Origin of the sequence: Pseudoduganella chitinolytica (assembly GCF_029028125.1) — a bacterium.
In the GTDB taxonomy this organism is placed as follows: domain Bacteria; phylum Pseudomonadota; class Gammaproteobacteria; order Burkholderiales; family Burkholderiaceae_D; genus Rugamonas; species Rugamonas chitinolytica.
Genome location: NZ_CP119083.1, coordinates 6,115,184 through 6,135,322, shown reverse-complemented (window position 1 = coordinate 6,135,322; position 20,139 = coordinate 6,115,184). Strand labels below are relative to the sequence as shown.

Below are 20,139 nucleotides of genomic sequence, written 5' to 3'. Positions count from 1 at the left end.
AATCGTTCTGTGGTGCAACAGGCATATAATGCTCCGACACGTGGCGCCCAGCTCCAGCGCCGTGCAGCTCAAGGACGGCAAAGTTGGCAGGCATCCCACATTCTCCGCGACAGACATCGTTGACCCGCAGGCTGCGACAGCTTGCGGCGGCCGCGGTGCTGGCGCCTGCCCTGGCATTCGGGCAGGCCGACGTGCCGGCGCAACTGCAGGAGATCCGCGAGGCCATGCGCTACGTGCCGGACAAGGCCTTGCAGCAATTGCAGACGCTCGAGCCAAAGGCCCGTGCCAGCGGCATCGCCACGCGGGCCGAATTCCTTATGCTTTACAGTAACAGCCTGCAGGCGACCGGCGACGTCCAGCGCGGCCTGGCCGTCGCCGACGAGCTGATTGCGCTGGGCCGCCAGTTGCGCGACAACGGGGCCCTGGCCAAGGGACTGCTGGCGCGCAGCTATGCGCTGTACCAGCTGGCGGACCTGAAGGGCGCCCACGCTGCCGCGTTCGAAGCGGAGCGCGTGGCGTTCCGCACCCAGGACCGGACGCTGCACGTGCATACGCTGATCACGGCGGGCCAGTCCTACCAGGAAGACGGCAATTATCCGGCCGCCCTGCCCAAGCTGCAGGAAGCGGTCGACCTGGCGCGCCGCATCGAGGGCAACCGGCTGCCGCTGGCCAGCGCGCTGAACGCGCTGGTATTCCTGTACGTGAACATGCGCCAGTTCGACAAGGGCTGGGAGCTGCAGCAGGAATCGGTGACGGTGGCCAAGTCGATCAATTCGCCCGGCCGCGTAGCCGATGCGCTCAGCATGGAATACGCGCTGGGGATCGAGTCGAACCAGCCGCAGCGTGCCCGCCGCGCGCTGCTGGAAGGTTTGGCGGTCGAGCGCAAGATGGGTGCGCGCCAGATGATCGCCACCACGCTCGTCAACCTGGCCGACAGCTACCTGAAGGAACACGATTACGTGCGCGCGCTGGATTACTCGAACCAGTCGCTGAAGGCGGCCATCGACGTGCGCAGCACCACCGACATCGCCACTTCGCGCATCAACCTGGGCCAGGCCTACCTGGGCCTGGGCCGCATCGCCGAGGGCAAGACGCAGTTCGAGGCCGGCCTGGCGGAATACGACAAGGCTGGCGACAAGCCGGAACTGCAGGCAGTGCTGATGGAATACGGCGGCGCGCTGGAACGTGCGGGCGACTACAAGGGCGCCGTCGAGGCGTACCACCGCGAGCGCGCGCTGACCAACGAAATGTTCGCCAAGCAGCGCCAGAAGGACGTGCTGGAGCTGCAGCAGAAATACGACACGGAGAAGAAACAGCGCCAGATCCAGGCGCTGCGGCAGGACAACCGCGTCAAGAGTGCGGAGCTGGACAACCGCCGCTTGCAGCAGCGCGTCTGGTGGCTGCTGGCCGTGGTGTCCGCGCTGGTGGCGGCCATCGTCGGCCTGCTGTACCGCAAGGTGCGTACGGCCAATGCCCAGCTGGAGGTAAAGAACCTCGAGCTCAAGCAGCAAAGCTCGCTCGATCCGCTGACGTCGCTGTACAACCGCCGCCACTTCCAGGAATTCATGCGCGGCCACGCCACGGTCGAGCGCCGCGTGACGGGCGACGATACGGTCGGCGCGCTGTTCCTGATGGACGTCGACCACTTCAAGAACGTCAACGATACGTACGGCCACGCGGCCGGCGACGCGGTGCTGCGGATGATCGCGGAAAACCTGCGCGTGGCGCTGCGCGAGACGGACATGATCGTGCGCTGGGGCGGCGAGGAGTTCCTGGCATTCCTGCCGGCCGTGTCGCGCCAGAGCGTCGACGAGGTGGCGCGCCGCATCCTCTACACGATCTCGTCGCAGTCGCTGCAATACCAGGGCATCACGATTCCCGTCAACGTCTCGGTCGGCTTCGCGCCGTTCCCGCTGGTGCCCGGGGACACGCCGCTGTCGTGGGAACGCGCCGTCAACCTGGTGGACATGGCGCTGTACCTGGCCAAGGCGCACGGCCGCAACCGCGCCTACGGCGTGTGCGGCTTCGCCAACTTCAGCCAGACGACGATGGAATCGATCGAGCAGGACCTGGAGCGCGCGTGGCGCAACGGCTTTGTCGAGCTGTCGGTGGTACTGGGCGGTCCGCACGGGGCGCCGCCGCCGGTCGAGACTTGCGGCGGCAGCAACGTGGTGCCGTTGAAGGGTGGGCGCCGGAGCAAGGCGCGCTAGGTCCAGGATCTGTCCCCGCAGGGGACAGATCCCGAAGTCTGCCCGCGGGACGGCGCGCCGGGCACCTGTCCCCGCTGTTTGCTTCTATTTGCCCTTCGGCTTGGCCGGTTCCTCATCCTCCCGCGCATCGCGGGCATTGGCCTGGATCTTCTCGCCGGCCCGCTCCAGCTTGCGGCCGACGGCATCGGCCGCCTTGTCGAGATGCTCCCCCGCCTTGTCGGCAAATTCGTCCAGTTCCTCTCCCGTCTTCGCAGCCGCCACCTTCAGTTCCCGGTTGGCCTTCTTCAGCTCGGCCGCGGCCTTCTTGGTTGCCTGGTCCAGCTCGCGGCCGGCCCGTTCGGCCGGACCGTCGACCCGCCGGTCCTCGTCCTTCTGGCAGCCCGCCAGCGCCGCCGACAGCAGCGCCAGGGGGACTACAAGGCGCAGCAAGCGTGATGTAAGCAGCATGGTACCTCCTTCGCGCACGTTGCCAGAAGTCTAGCAAACTTTGCGCGACCACCGCGCCGCGCTGGCGGATGCCGCCGGCACGTTACTGGCAGGTTGCGTTCACCCAGCGGTTGCCGCCGGCCAGGCAGCGCTGGTAGTCGCGGTCGAGTCCCGCGGCACGGGCGCGCAACGCCTCGCAGCCAGACCCGCCCAGTGTCGCGCACTGGGCAGCCTTGCCCATGGCGCCCCGGTAATTGGCCTGGGCGATGTCGCGCTCGGCCTCCACACGCAGGCGCTGCGCCTCGCCCTGGTCCGGCGCAACGAACGTGGCCGTGGAAATCGCCCGCGCGGGGGCCGGAGTGGCGGTCGAGGTCACGCCACCGCCGCTTTCCAGCATGGTCGACTCCAGCAGCCGCGACAGCTCTTCCCGCAGCGCCTCGATCCGCGGCTGCGCTTCCGGGCGTTTCAGCTTGTCGGCGGCGTCCAGCTTGTTCTGGACACAGGTGCGGTCCTTGCGCTTCAGGCAGGCGTTGGCATCGTCCAGCAGCTTCTCGGCCCGGCGCGCGTCGATGCGCTCGCGCCATTCGCGCGTGTCGTCGTCCTCGCCCCACTTGCGGACAAAGGTGCCGAGCCGCGTCGCTGCCTTGTCCAGCGTGCCGGCCGCCAGCGCCGCTTCCAGGCCCTTGCGAGCCTCGGTCCAGGCCTTGGGGCGCTGCTGCTTGCGTTCGCACGCGGGCGCCGCGGCCGAGATCGCGGCCTGCAGCTTGCGCAACTGTTCGCCGCTGGCCTTGTCGGCCCGCAGCGCCGCCAGCTCCGTGCGCGCGTCGGCGATCTTGCATTGCTCGGCCAGCGCGGCGGCTTCGTCGACGCGCCGGTCCAGCTTTGCCGTCGGATCGCCCGGCTTGACGAGGAACCAGACCGCCAGCAGGAACAACGCCACCATGAACCACGTCAGCTTGCCGACCGGCTTGCGCAGCGGTGGCGCGGCCGGATTGGCGGCCGGATTCGTGGCCGGATTCGGGGCCGAATATGCAGCCGAACCGGCAGCGGCAGGCGCCGGCTGCGGTGGCTCGACGGGACGCGCTGGCGACACCGGGGCGTGCGCGGACGGCGGGGTGGCACCCGGCGTAGCGATGCCCGGCGTAGCCGGCCGTGGCGGCGCGACCGGTGGGACGGCCGGCGGCGCCGCAACGGGCGGCGCCGCCCGGGTGGCCGCGGCCTGCCCGGTACCGCAATACGGGCAGAACCCGACCTGGCGGGGGAACGTCCTGCCGCAGCCCCCGTTCACACAACGATAATCCACGCTGGTTCCTCTTCCTTTTCCTCTTCCTTACTCCGGGTCCGGGATCTCGTCGGCCGGGTCGGGAATGGCCGACGCGAACAGCACCGCCAGCTGCGGGAGCTCGCGCGCGTGCTTCCATTGATCCACGTGCGGCACCCAGCGCATGTCCCAGACCTTGGTGGCGCCGTCGACCTCGCCGCGCGCCACGCGCTGGGCCAGCTCCTGCACCGTGTACGGCCCCTGCTGCATGCGGTTGACGAACACCTTGTACAGCGCCGTATCGGCGGCCGGCACAGCAGGATTGGCGGCACCCGTGGAGGCGGCCGTGGCGCCAGGTACGGCGCCAGCCAGCAAGTGCACCGCCGTCGCCTCGCTGGCCAGGTATTCCGGCCGCACCACGCGCTTGTCGGTGGCGTGCTGCACTTCCCACGGGTAGGCGTCATGGGCGGAACCCGCCACCACGTCGCTCCACTGCGCCAGCAGGTCCAGCGCCTTCTCTTCCAATGCCGGCAGGCCGGCCTCGGTGGCGGCGGCGCGGCGCAGCCACTCGTCGTGCAGGCGCTTCGCCGTGATGTTCGGCAGCGATGGCGACGGCAGTTCCGCGCCCGTCTCGTCCACTTCCAGCTTGGGCTGGTAGACGCGCTGCTGGTAATGCCGCATCAGCGCCGCCAGCAGCAGCATCTGGTGCGGCCCCATGCGCGCCAGGCGCTGCTGCACGGCCGTGACGATCTGCTCGCGGTAGAACGCCGGCAGGCCGTTGGAGCGGATGGCGAATTCGTTCCCCACCTGCAGCCATTCGCCGGAGCCGTGCTCCACCTCGAACAGGTACTGGCCGCGCGGCTGGAACGTCGCTTCGCGGTCGGCCAGGTCGGCCTTGCGTTTCAAGACACCGGTGGCGACGGCCTGCAGGAACCATTCGTAGTCGTCGGCCAGCCGGTTCAGTTCATCCATGTTGGGCGCGATTGGATGGCGGAAGCGCGTCGCATCGAAATGCAGGTGCGTCGGGATCTTCGGGTTCTCGATCTGGTACGACGTACGCCATGTCGGCAGGCCGCGCAGCACCGTCATCGGGAAGCCGGACAGCTCGATGTAGCACACCGCCCGGCCGCCGATGCCCGTGTTGACGATGTTGACCAGGTCGCCGTGGAAGAAGCCCGTCGGCACGGCTGCGCGGATCTCCACTTCCAGCCGGCGCCACGCAGTGGCGTCGCCGACCCCGATGAAGCACTTGAACTGGTCGGCATTCGGTGTGAACTCGGCCGAGAAGCGCGCGTTCACCCATGGCATGGCGCTCCTCAGCCACTCGTTGAAGATGCGCTGGCGCTCCTGCGCCGACAGCGCCAGCAGCCGCTCCAGCAGCGGATCGGCCGGCGCCTCGCCGGTCGCCGCGACCTCGTCGGCCGTCAGCTGCGTCTGGGCGCGGCGGAACAGCTTCAGCAACAGCGCGGCGCGCAGCTTCTCGTCGCCCAGTTGCGGGAACAGCCGCGCCGAGCCGCCGAATTCGGCCAGTACTTCCTCGCTCCAGGCGCTGACGTCGCCGGTCAGCTGCACCGGTTCGGGCAGCACGTCGGCCGCCAGTTTCATGTACGTCGCATGCTCGTGCTGCGCATCGGCGCGCAGCTGCGCGATGCGCTGGTCGACGGCGCCCAGCATGGCCTCCACGCAGCGGCGCCCCTCCTGGAACTCGCCCGCGATGCCGGACCAGACGGCGCGACCGCGCTCGTCCACGGATTGCACGTCGCCCAGCCAGGCCGACAGGGAGCGCAGCACTTCCGTGGCCTGTCCGGCCGCCACGGCCAGCAAGTGGAAGCGCAGGTAGTCGGAGATGTCGCGCTTCAGGTGCACGATCACTTCGCGCGCCTGGGCGCCGGCATTGATCCACTTGTTGGACGCCTGCGCCAGGTTGTTCAGCGATTCCTCCACCTGGCGCGTGCGCAGCGCATCGCGCAGTTCGCGGTAGCGCCGCGCGTTGTGCTCCATGTGCGGCAGGTCGCGCTGGGCGATGCGGGCCTTGATCTGCTCCAGCAGGGTCAGCACGAATTCCAGGCCGCCCTGCTTGCGGTCGTCCAGCAATGCGTACAGGCGCTCGCGCACGCGGCCCTTCATGCGCACCAGCAGTTCCTGGGTATGGCGCTTGAGGCGGTCCTCGCTCGTTTCGGCGATGGCACCGGCCTCGCGGATGGCGTCGCGTTCCAGGTGCGGCAACAGCTCGGCCACTTTCTCGCGCCAGATCTTCAGGTCGTACCCGCCCGTGATGCGGTCGACTTCCATCTGCACCTTCGACTCGACCCGTTCGAGCAGCGAGCGCTGGTCCTTGTCCATCAGCAGGTGGTCCGACAGCGCGTATTCCTGGAACGGCGTGACGTCCACCGTGCCCTTGCGGAAGTCGGGAAACTCGTCGAACGGGCGCTCGGCCATCAGCATCTGCTCGCGCATGAAGACGTCGCGTTCCTGGTCGCCGGCGCGGCGGCCCTGGGCGCCATCGGTGCCGGCGATGCCGAAGAACGCCTTGACCATCAATGCCGCCAGCTCGTAGGCGCGGATGTCCTCGCGCAGGCTTTGCTGGGTGTCCAGCACGGCCTGGCCGAAGGCGGAATACACCTTCGAGTACGACAGGCGCATGTCGCCGAAGCGCTGCTCCGGCACGCGCGGGTTGAACGGCCCCAGCTTGTGCTGCTGCTGGTTGACGGCCACCGAGCGCTTGCGGTTGGCGAAATCGGCCGAGGCGAAATCCTCGAACAGGGAGTCGGCCACCATCTGGTAGACGTCGCGCACGTCCTGCGTGGCCTTGTTGGACAGGTTGGCCGTATCGACGAAGTACACGTCGTCGAACGGCGCGCCGCGGCCCGTCAGGCTGTCCGGATCGGCCCAGCGCACCTGCGCGTTCATGTCGCGCATCGCCGTTTCCATCTCCATCAGCGTCGCATACGCGTTGGCCTCGGTGCGCTCCTTGTTCGCCTTGGCATACCCACCCGGCATGAACATGACGAGATCGACCTGGCTGTCCGCCACTTCCTGGCGCGCGATGGCCTTGGCGATCCAGCCCAGGTCCAGCGCGGTGCCGGCGCCGGTGCCGCCCGCGTTCGACCCGATGACGACGATGCGGAACTTGGACGTGTCCACCTGCAGGCCCAGGCGCTGGTAGTTGTCCTTGCGCTCCTGGCCTGCGTTACTGGCCAGGAAATTCAAGGCGCCCTTGATGCGCCCGCGCAGCTTCGGGTATTTGTCGAACAGGTACAGGCGCGCGACGGCGCGGATCTGGCCGGCGCCCTTGGACGGGTCGATGCCCAGCGAGCGCAGCTTCTTCGGTCGCAGCGGCATCCAGTTCTCGATCAGGGGAAAGCGCGCCAGGCTGTCGTCCGACTCGTGGTACTGCTGCAGGTCGATCGGCTCGACCAGGCGTTCCTCGTCGCCCAGCTTGACCAGTTCGTACCAGGGGTCGCTGCGCTGCGACTTGCCTTCGTCGATGACGGCGCCGCTGTCCAGGTCCACGTGCAGGAAGCGCGCGACGGGGAACTCGCCGATCGACTCCACCCGCGCCGGATGATGGCGGTTCCACACCGCCGCCAGGATGCGGCGCCGGATGCGCATCATCACTTCCATGCCCGTGCCGCCCGCGCCGATGAACAGCGTGGGGCGCAGGTCGATCTTCAGTTCCGCCTTCTTTTCGATGCCGGGAATCTCCGCCATGGTTGCCTCCTAGCGCCGGCCGGTGAACAACGCACCGGCGATGGCGGCGATGCCGAACACCAGCAACGTGCCGGTGATCGCCACGTTGAGGAACTTGGTCGAATTGACGAAGCCCAGCACGACGGCCGCGCTCAGGAACGCCAGCCCGAAGAACAGCAGCCAGCCGGCCGTGTCGGCCGACGACGGCGCCACGCGGCGGCGCACCAGGTGGTTCGAAAACGCGTTGCGGGCAAAGAAGAACACGATCAGCAGCACGACGAAGACGGCGCCGCCGATGGCGATGTCGCGTGTCGAGGTATCGGTGGCCGGGGCACCGGCGACGGGCGCCACTTCCATGCCGCTGGCCGTTTCGCCGGTGGGTGGCACGGTGCTGAGCGTGCCGTCGCCCGTGGGCGGGACCGCTGGCGTGGCTGCCTTGTCGTCTTTTGCGCCCGGCACCTTGAAGCCCGGATCGGTATCGGCTTGTGCCAGCATGATTGCGTTGGTAGTCATCGAATCCTCTGAGTGATTTTCTTAGCGACCGAGCCGGACCTGGGCGCCTTCGCGCACGTCCGCCAGCCGGTTGCCGAATAAGGTGGTGTGCAGCTCCGCGACCTTGTTGCCGGCGCGGTCGTACAGCGGCGTCTTCGCGCCCGCCTTGGTGTGCACGGTGCGCGGCTCGCCCTCGACCGTCACAAGGACCTTGCGCCCACGCGTGGCGGCGATCAGTCCGGCCGCGGCGGCGGCCAGCAGCGCGAACGCTCCGCCCAGCGCCGCCAGCAGCGGGCCGGCGCCGTGCTGCAGCCGCACTTCCACGGGCAGCGTCGCGCGCGAACCCTGGATGCGCTCGGGCGGCGTGAAGATGTCCGGCAGCGGATCGCCCGGGAACAAGGTCGCCATGCGCTGGCGGAATGCCTGCGACAGCTCGAGCCGCTGCTCGGCCAGTTGCACGTCGATGCGGCCCGGCAGTACCTGCGCCGAGCCGGCCGATTGCAGCGCAGCCAGCGACCACTTGCCCGGCAGGTTCGCCACCGGCAGCGCCATCGTGGAAGCCAGCGGCTGCGCTTTCCCGGGCGCCAGTGCCGTGACTTCCGCACTGGGCAGCCCGATCGGCTGGACGGCACCGGCCAGTGACGACTGCGCCGCGATGCGCGCATGGGCGATCGTGTACGGATAGATGGCGTTCTCCAGCCGCCACGTGATGCGCGCGGCCGGCGCGGGACCGCCCGCCGTGGCCTGGGCATCCACGTCCGCGCGCAGGCGGCCGTCCGGCAAGGTGGCGAACGTCACGCCGGGCACGTTCTCGACGCGCGTCGGCACCAGGCGCACCGTATCCTGGTCGAGCGGTTTCAGGCGCGCCGGGGGCTCCGTGATGACCTGCTGCAGCCGGCCGCTGCGCAGCAGGGCATCCAGCTCGCGCCGGCCCTGCTCCTGCACCGCGAACACGTACACCATCAGGCCATTGGCGCTGTAGCGCGCGCCCTTGACGGGCATGTGCAGCGGGAAGGCGATGGCCTTGCTGATGGCGGCACCGGCATGGATGAGCTGGTAGAACTCGCGGTTGCGCTGGGCCGTGGCCTGGTCGTTGTTCGGGCTGTTCCGGTTGTTCGTAAACAGCCAGACGAGGCCCGGCTTGCCGCCCAGTGCCTGCGTCATGGCCGTGCCGACTGCTTCGCCGAGATCGGTGTCCGCCAGCGCGCCGCTGTTCGGCTTGCGCGCCACTTCCAGCGGCGCCAGCGCCGCATGCACGGCCGCCGTGGGCGGCTTGTTGTCGACGGTGCGCGCCAGCAGGGCCCGCGGCGACGGCGCGCCGGGCAGGCCCTGGTTGAAGGACGCCAGCACCAGCGCGTCGCCCGGCTGCGTGGCGGCGCCGATCACGGCTTCCACCAGCGGCTTGTACTGCGATGCCGGGTCGGTATAGAACGGCTCCATCCAGCCCGAGTTCTGCACCAGGAACACGTGCGACGTCGCTGCGGCAGGCGCGGCCGCCAGCATGGCGGCAACCATGACCAGGGGGCGCATCATGCGCCGTCCTTCAGGTACCAGCCGCGGATGGCGTTCCAGGTCGGATGGTGCAGCCACAGCTTGCCGTCGTAGACGAACGGCACGCAGTCGGCCGGGTGCTTCAGGCGCGCCACGTCGTCCAGGATCACGTTGCGCTGGCCCACCCATTCGATCACGGTTCGCGGCAGCACCTCGCCCGCCAGCGCGGCTTCGGCGCGACCGGTAAAGCCTTCGATGCGCAGCACGAGGCCGGACGGCTGGCTGCGCGCGGCGCCCACCGTTTCCAGCAGCGGCAGCACGTAGGCATCCTCGCGGGCCTGGTCCTCCACGTCCGGTGCGGCCCAGGGATCGTCCTTGACCTGGTGGCCGCGGCGGAACAGCAAGGTGCCGAAGCCGAGGCGCGCGCTGTCGATGGGTTCGACCTGCGCGACGCCCTCCGTGCCCAGTTCGCGGAACGAGTAGGCGGCGCCGTCATGGCCCAGCAGCCACAGGCGGCCGTCGCGGCTGCGCGTGGGGCCGCCGCATTGCAGGCGGGGTTGCCAGGGGAACGGCCAGGGCAGCCAGCGCGGCGGGCTGCCGGGGCGCCACAGCAGCTGGCCTTCGTCATGCAGCCAGCACAGCTGGTTGTCGTAGCTGTAGGGGCGCGCCCAGCCGGCCGTCGGGATCGCCACGTCGGCATCGGCGGACACGATGTCCAGCGCTTCCGGGTCGGCGCCGTCGGGGGCGGCCGTCCACAGCCGCACCGTGCGCGCGTAGTGCGCGCCGCTGACTACCAGGCAGGCGATGCGCCGGCCCACGGCCCCCGGACTGGCGACCAGCGGTACTTCCAGCACGGGCTCCGTGCGGAACGTGGCCCCGATCGGGTCGATCACGAGACGGTACAGGCCCTGTTCGGACGGCACCAGCGCGACCTCGCCGCGCCGGGCCGGCTGCACGATGGGCAGCCACGCGTACTGCGAGCCGTCGAAACGCAGGTCGGCCGTGCCCTCTTCCGGCGCCAGCACGTCCCAGCGCTGGGCATGGGGGTCCCAGTACTGCAGCACATTGCGGGTGTAGGCCAGCGCCAGCAGGCGCTGCGCGGCGAAGCCGAACGTGGCGGCGGCAAATACGCAGACGGCATTGGGCGGCGCGGGAATCTTCAGTTCGGCCTGGCCGCGGGCCGGCTCGGGCGGGCGCAGCTCCAGCGCGGCCGCCAGCGGCTGCGCCGTCTGCGCCAGGCCGTGCGGCACGTGGCGCGGCAGCGGATGGTCGTCGGGACCGAGGTTGGCGGTGGTGGCGCCCCACCAGGACGGCAGGTGGCTTGCGGCATTCGTCCGCAGCGGCGCGCCGCAGTCGGGACAGAACGCGAACCCTTCGGGATAGATGGCGGCGTGGGCGCAGGCGGCCGGCAACGCGGCACCGAGCAGTTGCGCCACGTCGGGCAGGCGGTGGCGTGCCGCCTGCCAGTCGATCCAGGCCAGGTCCCTGCCCGCTTCCAGTTCGAAGCGGTTATGCTCTTCTTCCAGCCAGACGCTGTTCGCCGTCACCCACCTGTACGCCATAATCCTCCGCCAATCGACATTCGCGCGCGCGTGCGCGCAGTTGTGTCAATCATAACGCATCGTGGCAGGGGGACGGCGGCATCCTTACAGCTGTTCCAGGTAGCCGTGGCCGCGCAGCAGTTCCACCAGCGCCAGGTCCTCGATCGCATACACGCCGCGCGAGGCCTTCCACACCAGGCTTTTTTCCTGCAGCGCGGCCAGGGCCTGCTGCACGGCGGGGAACTCGATGGCGACGTCGTCGCCGCTGACCCGGCGCGCCGCCGTGCGGTATTTTTCCAGCGTGGCCGACTCGAACGGGGCGTATTTTTCGCCAGCGGCGGCCAGCACGCACAGCACGGCGAACTGGATCGGCGTCAGCGAATGGACGACGCGCATCGTGTCGTCGTTGGCCGCGGCGATCTGCGACTCGACGGCGGCCACGAAGCGTTCGTTCAGGCCTTCCTGTTCCAGCGTGAAGTCGAAGCGCAGCTCGTCGGCGGCGGCGCCCAGGATCTCGGGCCGGTTGCCCGAGCGCAGGAACAGCGGCGCCACCTGGGCGGGATCGAGCCGGGCCGGCAGGTCGTCGGTATGGTCGCAGAACCATTTGACGTAGGCCTCGCCCAGCGGCGGAAAATTGATCAGCGGTGCGCCGAAAAAGGCCTGGTCCTTGCTGTTCTTCAGCATGGCCAGCTTGTCGCGGTTCGAGCCGGTGCAGACGACGCGCAGGCCGAACTGGTTGCTGTTGAGTTCATCGCGGGCGGACTTCAACGCGAACATCGCGTCGTTGCCGGCCGGCGTCGTGATGGCGTGCTGGGCTTCGTCGATGATCAGCACGATGATGGTTTGCGACGTTTCCGACAACGCCGACAGGGCCTGCACCAGCGAGACATCCTTGCCCAGGCCGATGCGGTCGAGCGAGAACTCGACGCCGCCCACCTTCGCCCCGCCCAGCCCCAGCCCCTTCGCCAGGCGCAGCAGCGCGGGCTCGTGGTGCGACAGCGCGGCACGGATGGCGGCCACGATCACGTCGCTGGGATCGGCCTTCGGGTCTTCCCACAGGTCGACATAGATCACCATCGCGCCCTGCTCGCGCAGCGCCGGCGTCAGGTCGTGGCGCATGAACGTGGTCTTGCCCGTGCGCCGTGGCGCGGCCAGGAACACGCCCGACGACGACGCGGACGTGGGCGACACGTGCAGGATCTGCTGCGCCAGCTTGCGCGCCAGGTCGGGGCGGTGAAAGATGTTCGGACTGGGGTGGGTTGCCAAGCTGCAACTCCTCGTGACAGGCTAATGCGGCAATTATAGGCGTTTATATGGCTTTATAGGGATTTAGTGCCGCCAGCGAAGCTGCACCAAAAACAAATCGGGGACAGCCTCCGATTCCGGTCGCCATTGTCGCGAGGAATTGGAGGCTGTCCCCGATTTGGCGCATATTGGGGACAGCCTCCGAATCCGCAAATGGGGACAGCCTCCGAATCCCGCCGCTGGCGCAATTGGAGGCTGTCCCCGATTTCAGAATGTTGCAGGCTGTCTAATGCCGCTAAGTTAAGAAACCGCCCAAGGGGCCGCTGACAGGAGCAACCCCTGCGGCGGAGGGCCGGGGTCAGACCCGGCGGGTCCGACCCCGGTTCTTGGTCTTGGGTTCAAGGATAAGCCAGCGGCTCGCTGACCTATACACCTTAACTTAGCGGCTTTAGGGACTGTCCCGGAATCGGCTCAGTCGCCGAGATTGATCTTCTTCGGTGGCGGTGGCGGCGTCCAGGGCACGGAATCGCTGTCCGGGGCCGACTCCAGGGCGTCCGAATATTCCAGCCAGCGCTTCAGGCTGTCCATGCGGCGGATATTGATGCCCTTGCCGTTGATGTAGCCCACCTGCTCGAAATACTCCATCTTGACAACCATTTTCGACGTCGTCGGCAGGTTGTCGACCAGGCGGTCGTAGGCCTTGCGTGCCTTCTGCTCCCACTTCGCCAGCGTCGCCTCGTTGAAGCGGTTGCTTTCGTAATAGATCGTCAGCGTGCGATCGTGGTTGCCGAAGCCGACCACGGCGGCGCCCTTGCGCAGCAGCTGCAGCACGTCGTCCTTGATGTTCGCGGTGGGCACGAACAGGGCCGCGCGGCTGTCCGCATCGGGCCGCTCCAGCGGCAAGTCCTGGCCAAACGTCACTGTCATCCTGATTCCCCACCCTGAATAGTTGCGCCGGATACAAATGTTGCCGCTCGGCTATATGCGAACCGATTCTAACCCGCGCTCCAGGCCGCTACAAGCCAACCGGCGTCCGCGACCGGTCCTGAACCGTATAATGCGCATGCCCGCAACACTTTCGCGCAAATTCCTCCCATTTTTCTTGTATTGCCTGCAAATATGACGTCTTTTCCAACGGCTGCCCTGGACACCGCCGCCCGCAACGTGGCCGACCTGCTGGCTTTTGCCATCGAATACACGCCCGCGCAGGCCGCGCTGGTGGTGCATGACAGCCGCAGCGAACTGAATGCCGTGCTGACGCAGGCCTACCGCCGCGCGCTGCCGGACGCCGCGTTCATCGACTTCGACAGCACCGGGCCGGAACAGGTGCTGGCGGCGTTCGAACGGCTGCGCGCGGGCGACCTGGTGGTACTGGTCCAGACGACCAGCTTTCGCCTGAACGACTATCGCATCCGCATGGAGCTGTTCAAGCGAAGCCTGAAGGTGATCGAGCACATGCACCTGTCGCGCATGCCGGGCGAGCAGGGCCTGCACTATATCGACGCGCTGGCCTACGATCCCGCCTACTTCCGTGGCGTGGGCCATGCGCTGAAAGCGCGGATCGACGCCGCGGCGGGCGCTGTCGTCGACAGCGGCGCCGGCCACGAGCTGGTGTTCGCGTCGGCGTTCGAGGAAGCCAAGCTCAATATCGGCGACTACAGCGCGATGAAGAACGTGGGCGGACTGTTCCCCATCGGCGAAGTGTTCACGGAAGCGCGCGACCTGGAGGCGGTCAACGGGCGCGTGCGCGTGTTCGTGTTCGGCGACACGTCGTTCCACGTCAACCGCCCCGCCTCGCCGATCACGATGATCGTCGAGCAGGGCCGCGTGACAGGCGCGGAGAACAGCACGCCCGCATTCGACGCGATGCTGGAGACCATCCGCGCGCACGAAGGCGAAGTGTGGGTGCGCGAACTGGGCTTCGGCATGAACCGCGCCTTCTCGTTCACCCGCACGGTGGACGACATCGGCACCTATGAACGCATGTGCGGCATCCACCTGTCGCTGGGCGCCAAGCATGGCCAGTACCAGAAGCCCCAGTTCAAGCGCAAGGACGCGCGCTACCACGTCGACGTGTTTGCCGTGACCGAAGGCGTGTACCTGGACGGCGAGCGGATCTACGCGGACGGCGCCTGGACGGTCGCCAGCGCCGCATCCCACGGCGGGACCGGCTGATATTCGGCCACGAGGAAATCGATCAACTGGCGCACCTTCGGCGACGGCTGGCGGCTGGCCGGGTACAGCGCCGACAGGTAATTGAGCGGCAGCTGCCACTCCCCCAGCACCGGCACCAGCGTCCCTTCGAGCAGGTGGCGCATCGCCAGGAACGTCGTGCTGTAGACGATCCCCATCCCCTGCAGCGCCGCCTGCTGCAACACCAGTCCATTGTTCGACGTGAAGGCCGCCTCGACGCGCACTACGCGCTGCTCGCCGGCGCGGGCAAAGCGCCACGCCGTGCCGTCCGTCAGGTGCGAGAAATGCAGGCAGCGGTGGACGCGCAGTGCCTCCGGCGCTTCCGGCATGCCGTGGCGCTCCAGGTAGGCCGGCGCCGCGCACAGGATACCGCGGCAGGGCGCCAGCGGCCGGATCGCCAACGCGCGGCTGTCCGGAATGCCGCCCACGCGGATCGTCAGGTCGAAGCCGTGTTCGATGGGGTCCAGCAGCGCGTCGTCCACGTGCAGCAGCGGTTGCAGTTGCGGGTGCGGCAGGCAGAACCGGGCCAGCGCGTCGGCCAGCCACGTGCCGCCAAAGCTGGACGGCGCCTGGATCCGCAGCGGCCCGGCCAGCCGGGCGCCGGACTGCGTGGCGACGCGCGTCGCCTCCTGCGCCTGTGCCACCGCCGCGCTGCACGGCGCCAGGTAGGCCTGGCCCGCATCGGTCAGGCTGACTTCGCGTGTCGAGCGGTGCAGCAGGCGTACGTCCAGCTTCGCTTCCAGCTGCAGGATGTGCTTGCTGACCAGCGCGCGCGACAGGCCGAGGCGCCGGCCGGCCGCGCTGAAGCTTTTCAGGCGTGCCACCTCGACGAAGATTTCCATTGCCCGTAACTGGTCCATGGGTGGATTGTCGTCAGTTTGGCGACAATGTGTCAACCATCCGGCGCTATCCGCGCACAGTCCAGGTCCGTACAATGACCGTCTCACCTTTGCGGAGTCCATCATGCTGAGCGCAGCCCAGAAAGAGCAGTACCAACGCGACGGTTACATCGTCATCCCCGACTTCAAGTCGGCCCAGGAGATCGCGGCGCTGCGGGCACGCGCCGCGCAGATCGTCGCCGAGTTCGACCCGACCGTTGCGCAGGGCATCTTCACGACGAAGGACCAGGAAAAGAAGGCTGACGAGTACTTCCTCCGCTCGGACAACACGATCCGCTGCTTCTTCGAAGAGGAAGCGTTCGGCCCGGACGGCCAGCTGAAACAGGACAAGTCGCTGTCGATCAACAAGATCGGCCACGCTATGCACGACCTCGACCCCGTGTTCCGCGCCTTCTCGGCGGACCCGCGCCTGGCGGCCGTCGCGCGCGACCTGGGCCTGGCGGACGCGCAGGTGTGGCAGTCGATGTACATCTTCAAGCAGCCCGGCATCGGCGGCGAGGTGCGCTGGCACCAGGATGCGACGTATTTTGAAACGGACCCGATCAGCGTGACGACGTTCTGGTTCGCGCTGGAAGACGCAACGCTGGACAACGGCTGCCTGTGGGCGCAGCCGGGCGGGCACCGCACGCCGCTGCGCGAGCGCTTCGTGCGCACGGGCGACGACATCAAGGTGGAAAAGCTGGACAACACCCCGTGGCCGGACGACAGCACCGCCGTCCCGCTCGAATGCAAGGCCGGCGCGCTGGTCTGCTTCCACGGCCTGCTGCCGCACTACAGCGCGCCGAACCGTTCGCCCGTGTCGCGCCACGCGTACACGCTGCATGCGACCGATGCCAACACGGCCTACTCGCCGCGCAACTGGATCCAGCGCGATGCTTCCTTCCCCGTGCGCGGCTTCCTGTAAGGCATGACCGAGATGCAGATCCGTATCCTCGCCCCGCACTGGGGCAGCAACGACCTGCCGGCCCAGGTCTTCATCGACAAGGTGGTGGCGGCCGGCTTCGACGGCATCGAGATGTCCCTGCCGCTGGACGCCGCCCAGCGCGACGACTGGCTGCGCCGCCTCGCCGACGCGGGGCTGGACCTCGTCGCCGCGCAATGGGAAACCGTGTTCCATCCACAGTTCCACGAACACCGCGCCGCGCTGCAGGCGCTGCTGCACAATGCCTGCGCGGCGCGCCCGTTGCTGGTCAACTCGCACACGGGCAAGGACTACTACAGCCGCGAGCAGAACGAAGAGCTGCTGGCGCTGGCAGACGCGATCGGCCGCGAGCACGGCGTACCGATCGTCCACGAGATCCATCGCAGCCGCTTCTCCGGCCATCCGATGCTGCTGCGGCCGTACCTTGAAACGCTGCCGCAGCTGACGTTGACGGCGGACCTGTCGCACTGGTGCGTCGCCTGCGAATCGCTGCTGGACGACCAGCCGCAAACGCTCGACCTGACCTTGCCGCGCGTGCGTCACATCCACGCCCGCGTCGGCCATGCGCAGGGACCGCAAGTGCCGGACTTCCGCGCGCCCGAGTATGCCGGCGAGCTGGCCGCGCACCTGGGCTGGTGGGACCGCATCGTCGCGCTGCGCCGCGCCGCCGGCGCCCCGCTGCTGACGATCACGCCGGAATTCGGCCCGGCGCCCTACACGTTCAACCTGCCCTACACCCGCCAGCCGGTTACCGACGCGTGGGAGCTGAACGTCGCCATGCTGCACCTGCTGCGCGAGCGCTACCAACCCTGATGCAAAAAAACGGTGACAGTCACCGTTTTTTTAATCGGTGACTGTCACCCTTTTTCCCCCGGTCCCTGCCGTTGGTGCAGAAATATGAGCGGCAGACACAGGTTCAGGAAATTTCTTCAAAACAGGGGTCTGTCCCGGGTTTTACTGGTGCTGGCACCCGCAGCGGCAGCGTGATGACGACCGTCGTGCCATGCCCCGGCGTCGACTCGACGCGGATCGTGCCCTTCAGCACGCCCGTGACGATGTTGTAGACGATGTTCATCCCCAGTCCCGAGCCGCCCTGCCCCATCTTGGTCGTGAAGAACGGGTCGTAGACCTGGTTCAGGGTGCGGCTGCTCATGCCCACGCCGTTGTCGGCAAAGCGCAGCTCGGCCATGTCGTCGTCCAGCGCCGTGGCCGCGATGGTGATCACGCCGCGGTCGCGCCCCTCGAACGCGTGCAGCATCGCGTTGTTGATCAGGTTGCTCAGGACCTGGCTGACGCTGCCCGGGTAGGAGTCGAATTCCAGCGCCTCCGGCACGTCCACCCTTACCTGGCAGTTGGCGCGGCGCAGCTGGGCCGCATACGTGGCCAGCGTGTCGTGCAGCACGCCGGCCAGCGCGAAGCGGCGCCGCTGGTCGGACGTCTGGTCCACCGCCACCTGCTTGAACGACGTGATCAGGTCGGCCGCCTTGCCCAGCGACGCGGCAATGATATTGCAGGCCTTCTTCGCGTCCGCCAGGTGCCCGTCCAGCACGGAGCGGCGCACGCCGCCGTCGGCCAGCTTGCGCTCGAATTCCGTCACCATGTCCGCCAGCGCCGTGGCGGTCAGGAGGCTGTTGCCGATCGGGGTGTTCAGTTCATGCGCGATGCCCGCGACAAGCGCGCCCAGCGCCGCCATCTTTTCCGACGTGATCAGGGTGGCCCGGGCCTGCTGCAGGGTCTGCACCATGCCGGACATCTCACGATGCGCCTGTTCCACGTGCGCCTTCTGCTGGGCCAGCTCGCGCAGGCTGTGCTCCAGCCCGTGGCGGCTCTCGACCAGCGCGGCCTCCGTCTTGCGGCGGTCGCTGACGTCGGCCAGCACCCACACGCTGCCCTTGCCCGGTTCGAGCGGGTCGAGCATACGGCCGTTGACCATGCACCACAGGCTGGCGCCGTCGCGGCGCACCAGCTCCAGTTCCGCGTAGGCGCGTTGGCCGCCGGCACCGCACTGGAACGGATCGGCCGGCCCGGCCGGGACGAGGATCGTGACGGGCCGGTTGACGAGGGCGCCGTGCGGATAGCCCAGCATGTCTTCCAGGCCGCGGTTGCAGCGCACGATGCGCCCGTCCGAGAACAGTCCGATGCCGACGACCGCACTGTCCTGCAGCGCACGCAGCTCTTCCAGCGTGGCGCGCAGCCGGCGGGCCATTTCGCGCCGGCGCTGCAGCGTGACAACCAGTGCCGCGAACAGGCTGCTGATCAGGAATCCGCAGCCGCCGATCAGCAGGATCGTCTCGTACTCGCGGCCGTAGCGCCCGCCCGGATAGCCCTTGAACTGCACCAGCCAGTGGCGCTGCCCCACGTTCAGCGTCGTGTGCGTGGACAGTCCCGGCACGATCGCCGGCGTGGGCCGGTCCGCGCTGAGGCGCCCGGCGCTGTCGAACATCAGGTTCTCGATGCTGGGCGCGGTGCCGCCGCCATCGCTCAGGTAACCCGCGTCGTTGATCTGGATGTGCATGTCGCGCAGCAGGCGTGGGTCGATCACTTCGCGCATCAGGTCCGAGACGCGGAACACGATCGCGACAAAGGCCGTCAGCGCCGCGCGGCGCTGTTCGACGGTCGCCAGGGGCGCGCCGCGGCGGTACACCGGCAGGCGCGCGATGAATCCCGGCTCCCCACTGGTGTCCTGCACGAGCGTGATGCGCTCGGTGGCCACCAGCTCGCCCGAGTCGCGCCCCATCTCCAGCGCCTGCAGGTGGGCCGGAAAGGCCACCAGATCGAGCCCGAACGCGTTCTCGTTGCCGCGCATGGGTTCCGTGTATTCGATCAGGTAATGCTCGTCGCGGCGGGTGGCCGGATGGGGTTGGTACTGGGGATAGCCGGCCGGGTCCAGGCTGGTATCGCCGCGCACGGTGGCGACGTGGCGGGCCAGCTCGGCCTCGGGCACGCGGCGCACCAGCTGGATGGCCTGGAAGCCGGGGTAGCGCTGCTGCAGCCGCAGCTCGCGCACGTAATGGTGGAACTCGGCGCGGCCGACATGCTCGTCCACGGCCAGCAGCGCCCGGATGCTGAGCAAGGTGTCGAAATAGGTTTTCAGCCGCGCTTCCGTATCCTGTGCCACCTTGTCGGTGTCGCGCGCGAAACGGTCCGCGATGCGGACATCCTGCGCATCGAGGGCGAACAGGCAGGCCCACGTCGTCAGGCAGATGCCGACAATAAAGGCCAGATAACCGTGTGCGCGCATCGTTTTCCTGCTGCTGGAAGGATGCGACGACTATAGCATGCAGTAATGCCAGATTCGCTGAAGCAATATCTTATTGCTAACGGGCTGTCTCGTCCGCGAAACGGTCGGCGTACGGACGCGCCCCGGCACCGGTGCACGGTGGCGCCGGGCGAAAGCGGCGGCAGACCGTTATTCCATCAGCGCAGGCGTGCCGTCCTCGAGAAATGCGCCGAAGCAGCGCGTGCATTCCAGGCAAAACAGGTGGGGAATGCGGACATTCTTCTGGCGCAGGACCAGTTGCAGGTGGCCGTCGCCGCAAACCGGGCAGGTTTCGCGCATCGTGCCACAGGTGCGGATTTCGTCCGCCAGGTAGGTATCGTCGTAGCGCACACCGTCGACCACGCTTTGCGGATCGAGCTGGACGAGGTACAGGGCCGACGGGTGAAAGCGCTGGTCGGCCGATGGCGTTGTTCTTGGGTCGGTCTGGTTCATTTGATTCATCATCGTTCCCCTTTTCCTTTCCCGCGCCCGCGCGGTTGGCAGGCTTCA

General features: G+C 68.1%; 15 protein-coding genes. 4 read left to right on the top strand and 11 right to left on the bottom strand.

The features are described from left to right. The first annotated feature begins 155 nt into the window (after positions 1-155). Positions 156-2,210, top strand: coding sequence for a sensor domain-containing diguanylate cyclase (locus PX653_RS27150; RefSeq protein WP_277415740.1), 2,055 nt, complete (start codon positions 156-158; stop codon positions 2,208-2,210). An 84-nt stretch (positions 2,211-2,294) separates the two neighbouring features. Here PX653_RS27150 and PX653_RS27145 read toward each other — a convergent pair whose 3' ends face one another. The 8 genes from PX653_RS27145 to PX653_RS27110 form a co-directional block, all read right to left on the bottom strand. Continuing rightward, on the bottom strand, positions 2,295-2,657 hold the full coding sequence (locus tag PX653_RS27145) for an apolipophorin (RefSeq protein WP_277415739.1): 363 nt from the start codon (positions 2,655-2,657) through the stop codon (positions 2,295-2,297). 82 nt (positions 2,658-2,739) lie between these two features. Continuing rightward, complete coding sequence (locus PX653_RS27140) at positions 2,740-3,939, bottom strand: hypothetical protein (RefSeq protein ID WP_277415738.1); 1,200 nt, start codon at positions 3,937-3,939, stop codon at positions 2,740-2,742. 27 nt (positions 3,940-3,966) lie between these two features. Beyond that, positions 3,967-7,608 (bottom strand): tubulin-like doman-containing protein, encoded by a 3,642-nt coding sequence (locus tag PX653_RS27135; protein ID WP_277415737.1) that lies wholly within the window; start codon positions 7,606-7,608, stop codon positions 3,967-3,969. Positions 7,609-7,617: 9 nt separating this feature from the next. Then, entirely contained in the window at positions 7,618-8,100 is a 483-nt protein-coding gene (locus PX653_RS27130) for a hypothetical protein (RefSeq protein WP_277415736.1), read from the bottom strand. A 21-nt stretch (positions 8,101-8,121) separates the two neighbouring features. Then, positions 8,122-9,612 (bottom strand): hypothetical protein, encoded by a 1,491-nt coding sequence (locus PX653_RS27125; RefSeq protein ID WP_277415735.1) that lies wholly within the window; start codon positions 9,610-9,612, stop codon positions 8,122-8,124. Beyond that, positions 9,609-11,117, bottom strand: coding sequence for a hypothetical protein (locus PX653_RS27120; protein WP_277415734.1), 1,509 nt, complete (start codon positions 11,115-11,117; stop codon positions 9,609-9,611). Before PX653_RS27120 ends, PX653_RS27125 begins: the two co-directional genes overlap by 4 nt. Positions 11,118-11,216: 99 nt before the next feature. After that, positions 11,217-12,377, bottom strand: a complete 1,161-nt coding sequence (locus tag PX653_RS27115) for an AAA family ATPase (RefSeq protein ID WP_277415733.1) — start codon at positions 12,375-12,377, stop codon at positions 11,217-11,219. 450 nt (positions 12,378-12,827) lie between these two features. Beyond that, positions 12,828-13,283: a hypothetical protein gene (locus PX653_RS27110; RefSeq protein ID WP_277415732.1), complete on the bottom strand. Its 456-nt coding sequence runs from the start codon at positions 13,281-13,283 to the stop codon at positions 12,828-12,830. 192 nt (positions 13,284-13,475) lie between these two features. On the opposite strand from PX653_RS27110, the gene PX653_RS27105 reads away from it, so the two are divergent. Beyond that, positions 13,476-14,531 (top strand): M29 family metallopeptidase, encoded by a 1,056-nt coding sequence (locus PX653_RS27105; protein ID WP_277415731.1) that lies wholly within the window; start codon positions 13,476-13,478, stop codon positions 14,529-14,531. Here PX653_RS27105 and PX653_RS27100 read toward each other — a convergent pair. Then, positions 14,474-15,409 (bottom strand): LysR family transcriptional regulator, encoded by a 936-nt coding sequence (locus PX653_RS27100; protein ID WP_277415730.1) that lies wholly within the window; start codon positions 15,407-15,409, stop codon positions 14,474-14,476. The genes PX653_RS27105 and PX653_RS27100 overlap by 58 nt on opposite strands. 103 nt (positions 15,410-15,512) lie before the next feature. Between PX653_RS27100 and PX653_RS27095 the strand changes: the two genes are divergently transcribed. Together PX653_RS27095 and PX653_RS27090 are read left to right on the top strand one after the other, a co-directional pair. Next, positions 15,513-16,352 carry a phytanoyl-CoA dioxygenase family protein gene (locus PX653_RS27095; protein ID WP_277415729.1) on the top strand — a complete coding sequence of 280 codons (840 nt, stop codon included), beginning with the start codon at positions 15,513-15,515 and terminating at the stop codon, positions 16,350-16,352. 12 nt (positions 16,353-16,364) lie between these two features. Further along, complete coding sequence (locus tag PX653_RS27090; protein ID WP_277415728.1) at positions 16,365-17,183, top strand: sugar phosphate isomerase/epimerase family protein; 819 nt, start codon at positions 16,365-16,367, stop codon at positions 17,181-17,183. A 103-nt stretch (positions 17,184-17,286) separates the two neighbouring features. On the opposite strand, the gene PX653_RS27085 is transcribed toward PX653_RS27090, so the two are convergent. Further along, positions 17,287-19,611, bottom strand: a complete 2,325-nt coding sequence (locus PX653_RS27085) for a CHASE domain-containing protein (protein WP_277415727.1) — start codon at positions 19,609-19,611, stop codon at positions 17,287-17,289. A gap of 168 nt (positions 19,612-19,779) precedes the next feature. After that, positions 19,780-20,082, bottom strand: coding sequence for a hypothetical protein (locus PX653_RS27080; RefSeq protein WP_277415726.1), 303 nt, complete (start codon positions 20,080-20,082; stop codon positions 19,780-19,782). Between the last annotated feature and the right edge of the window lie 57 nt (positions 20,083-20,139).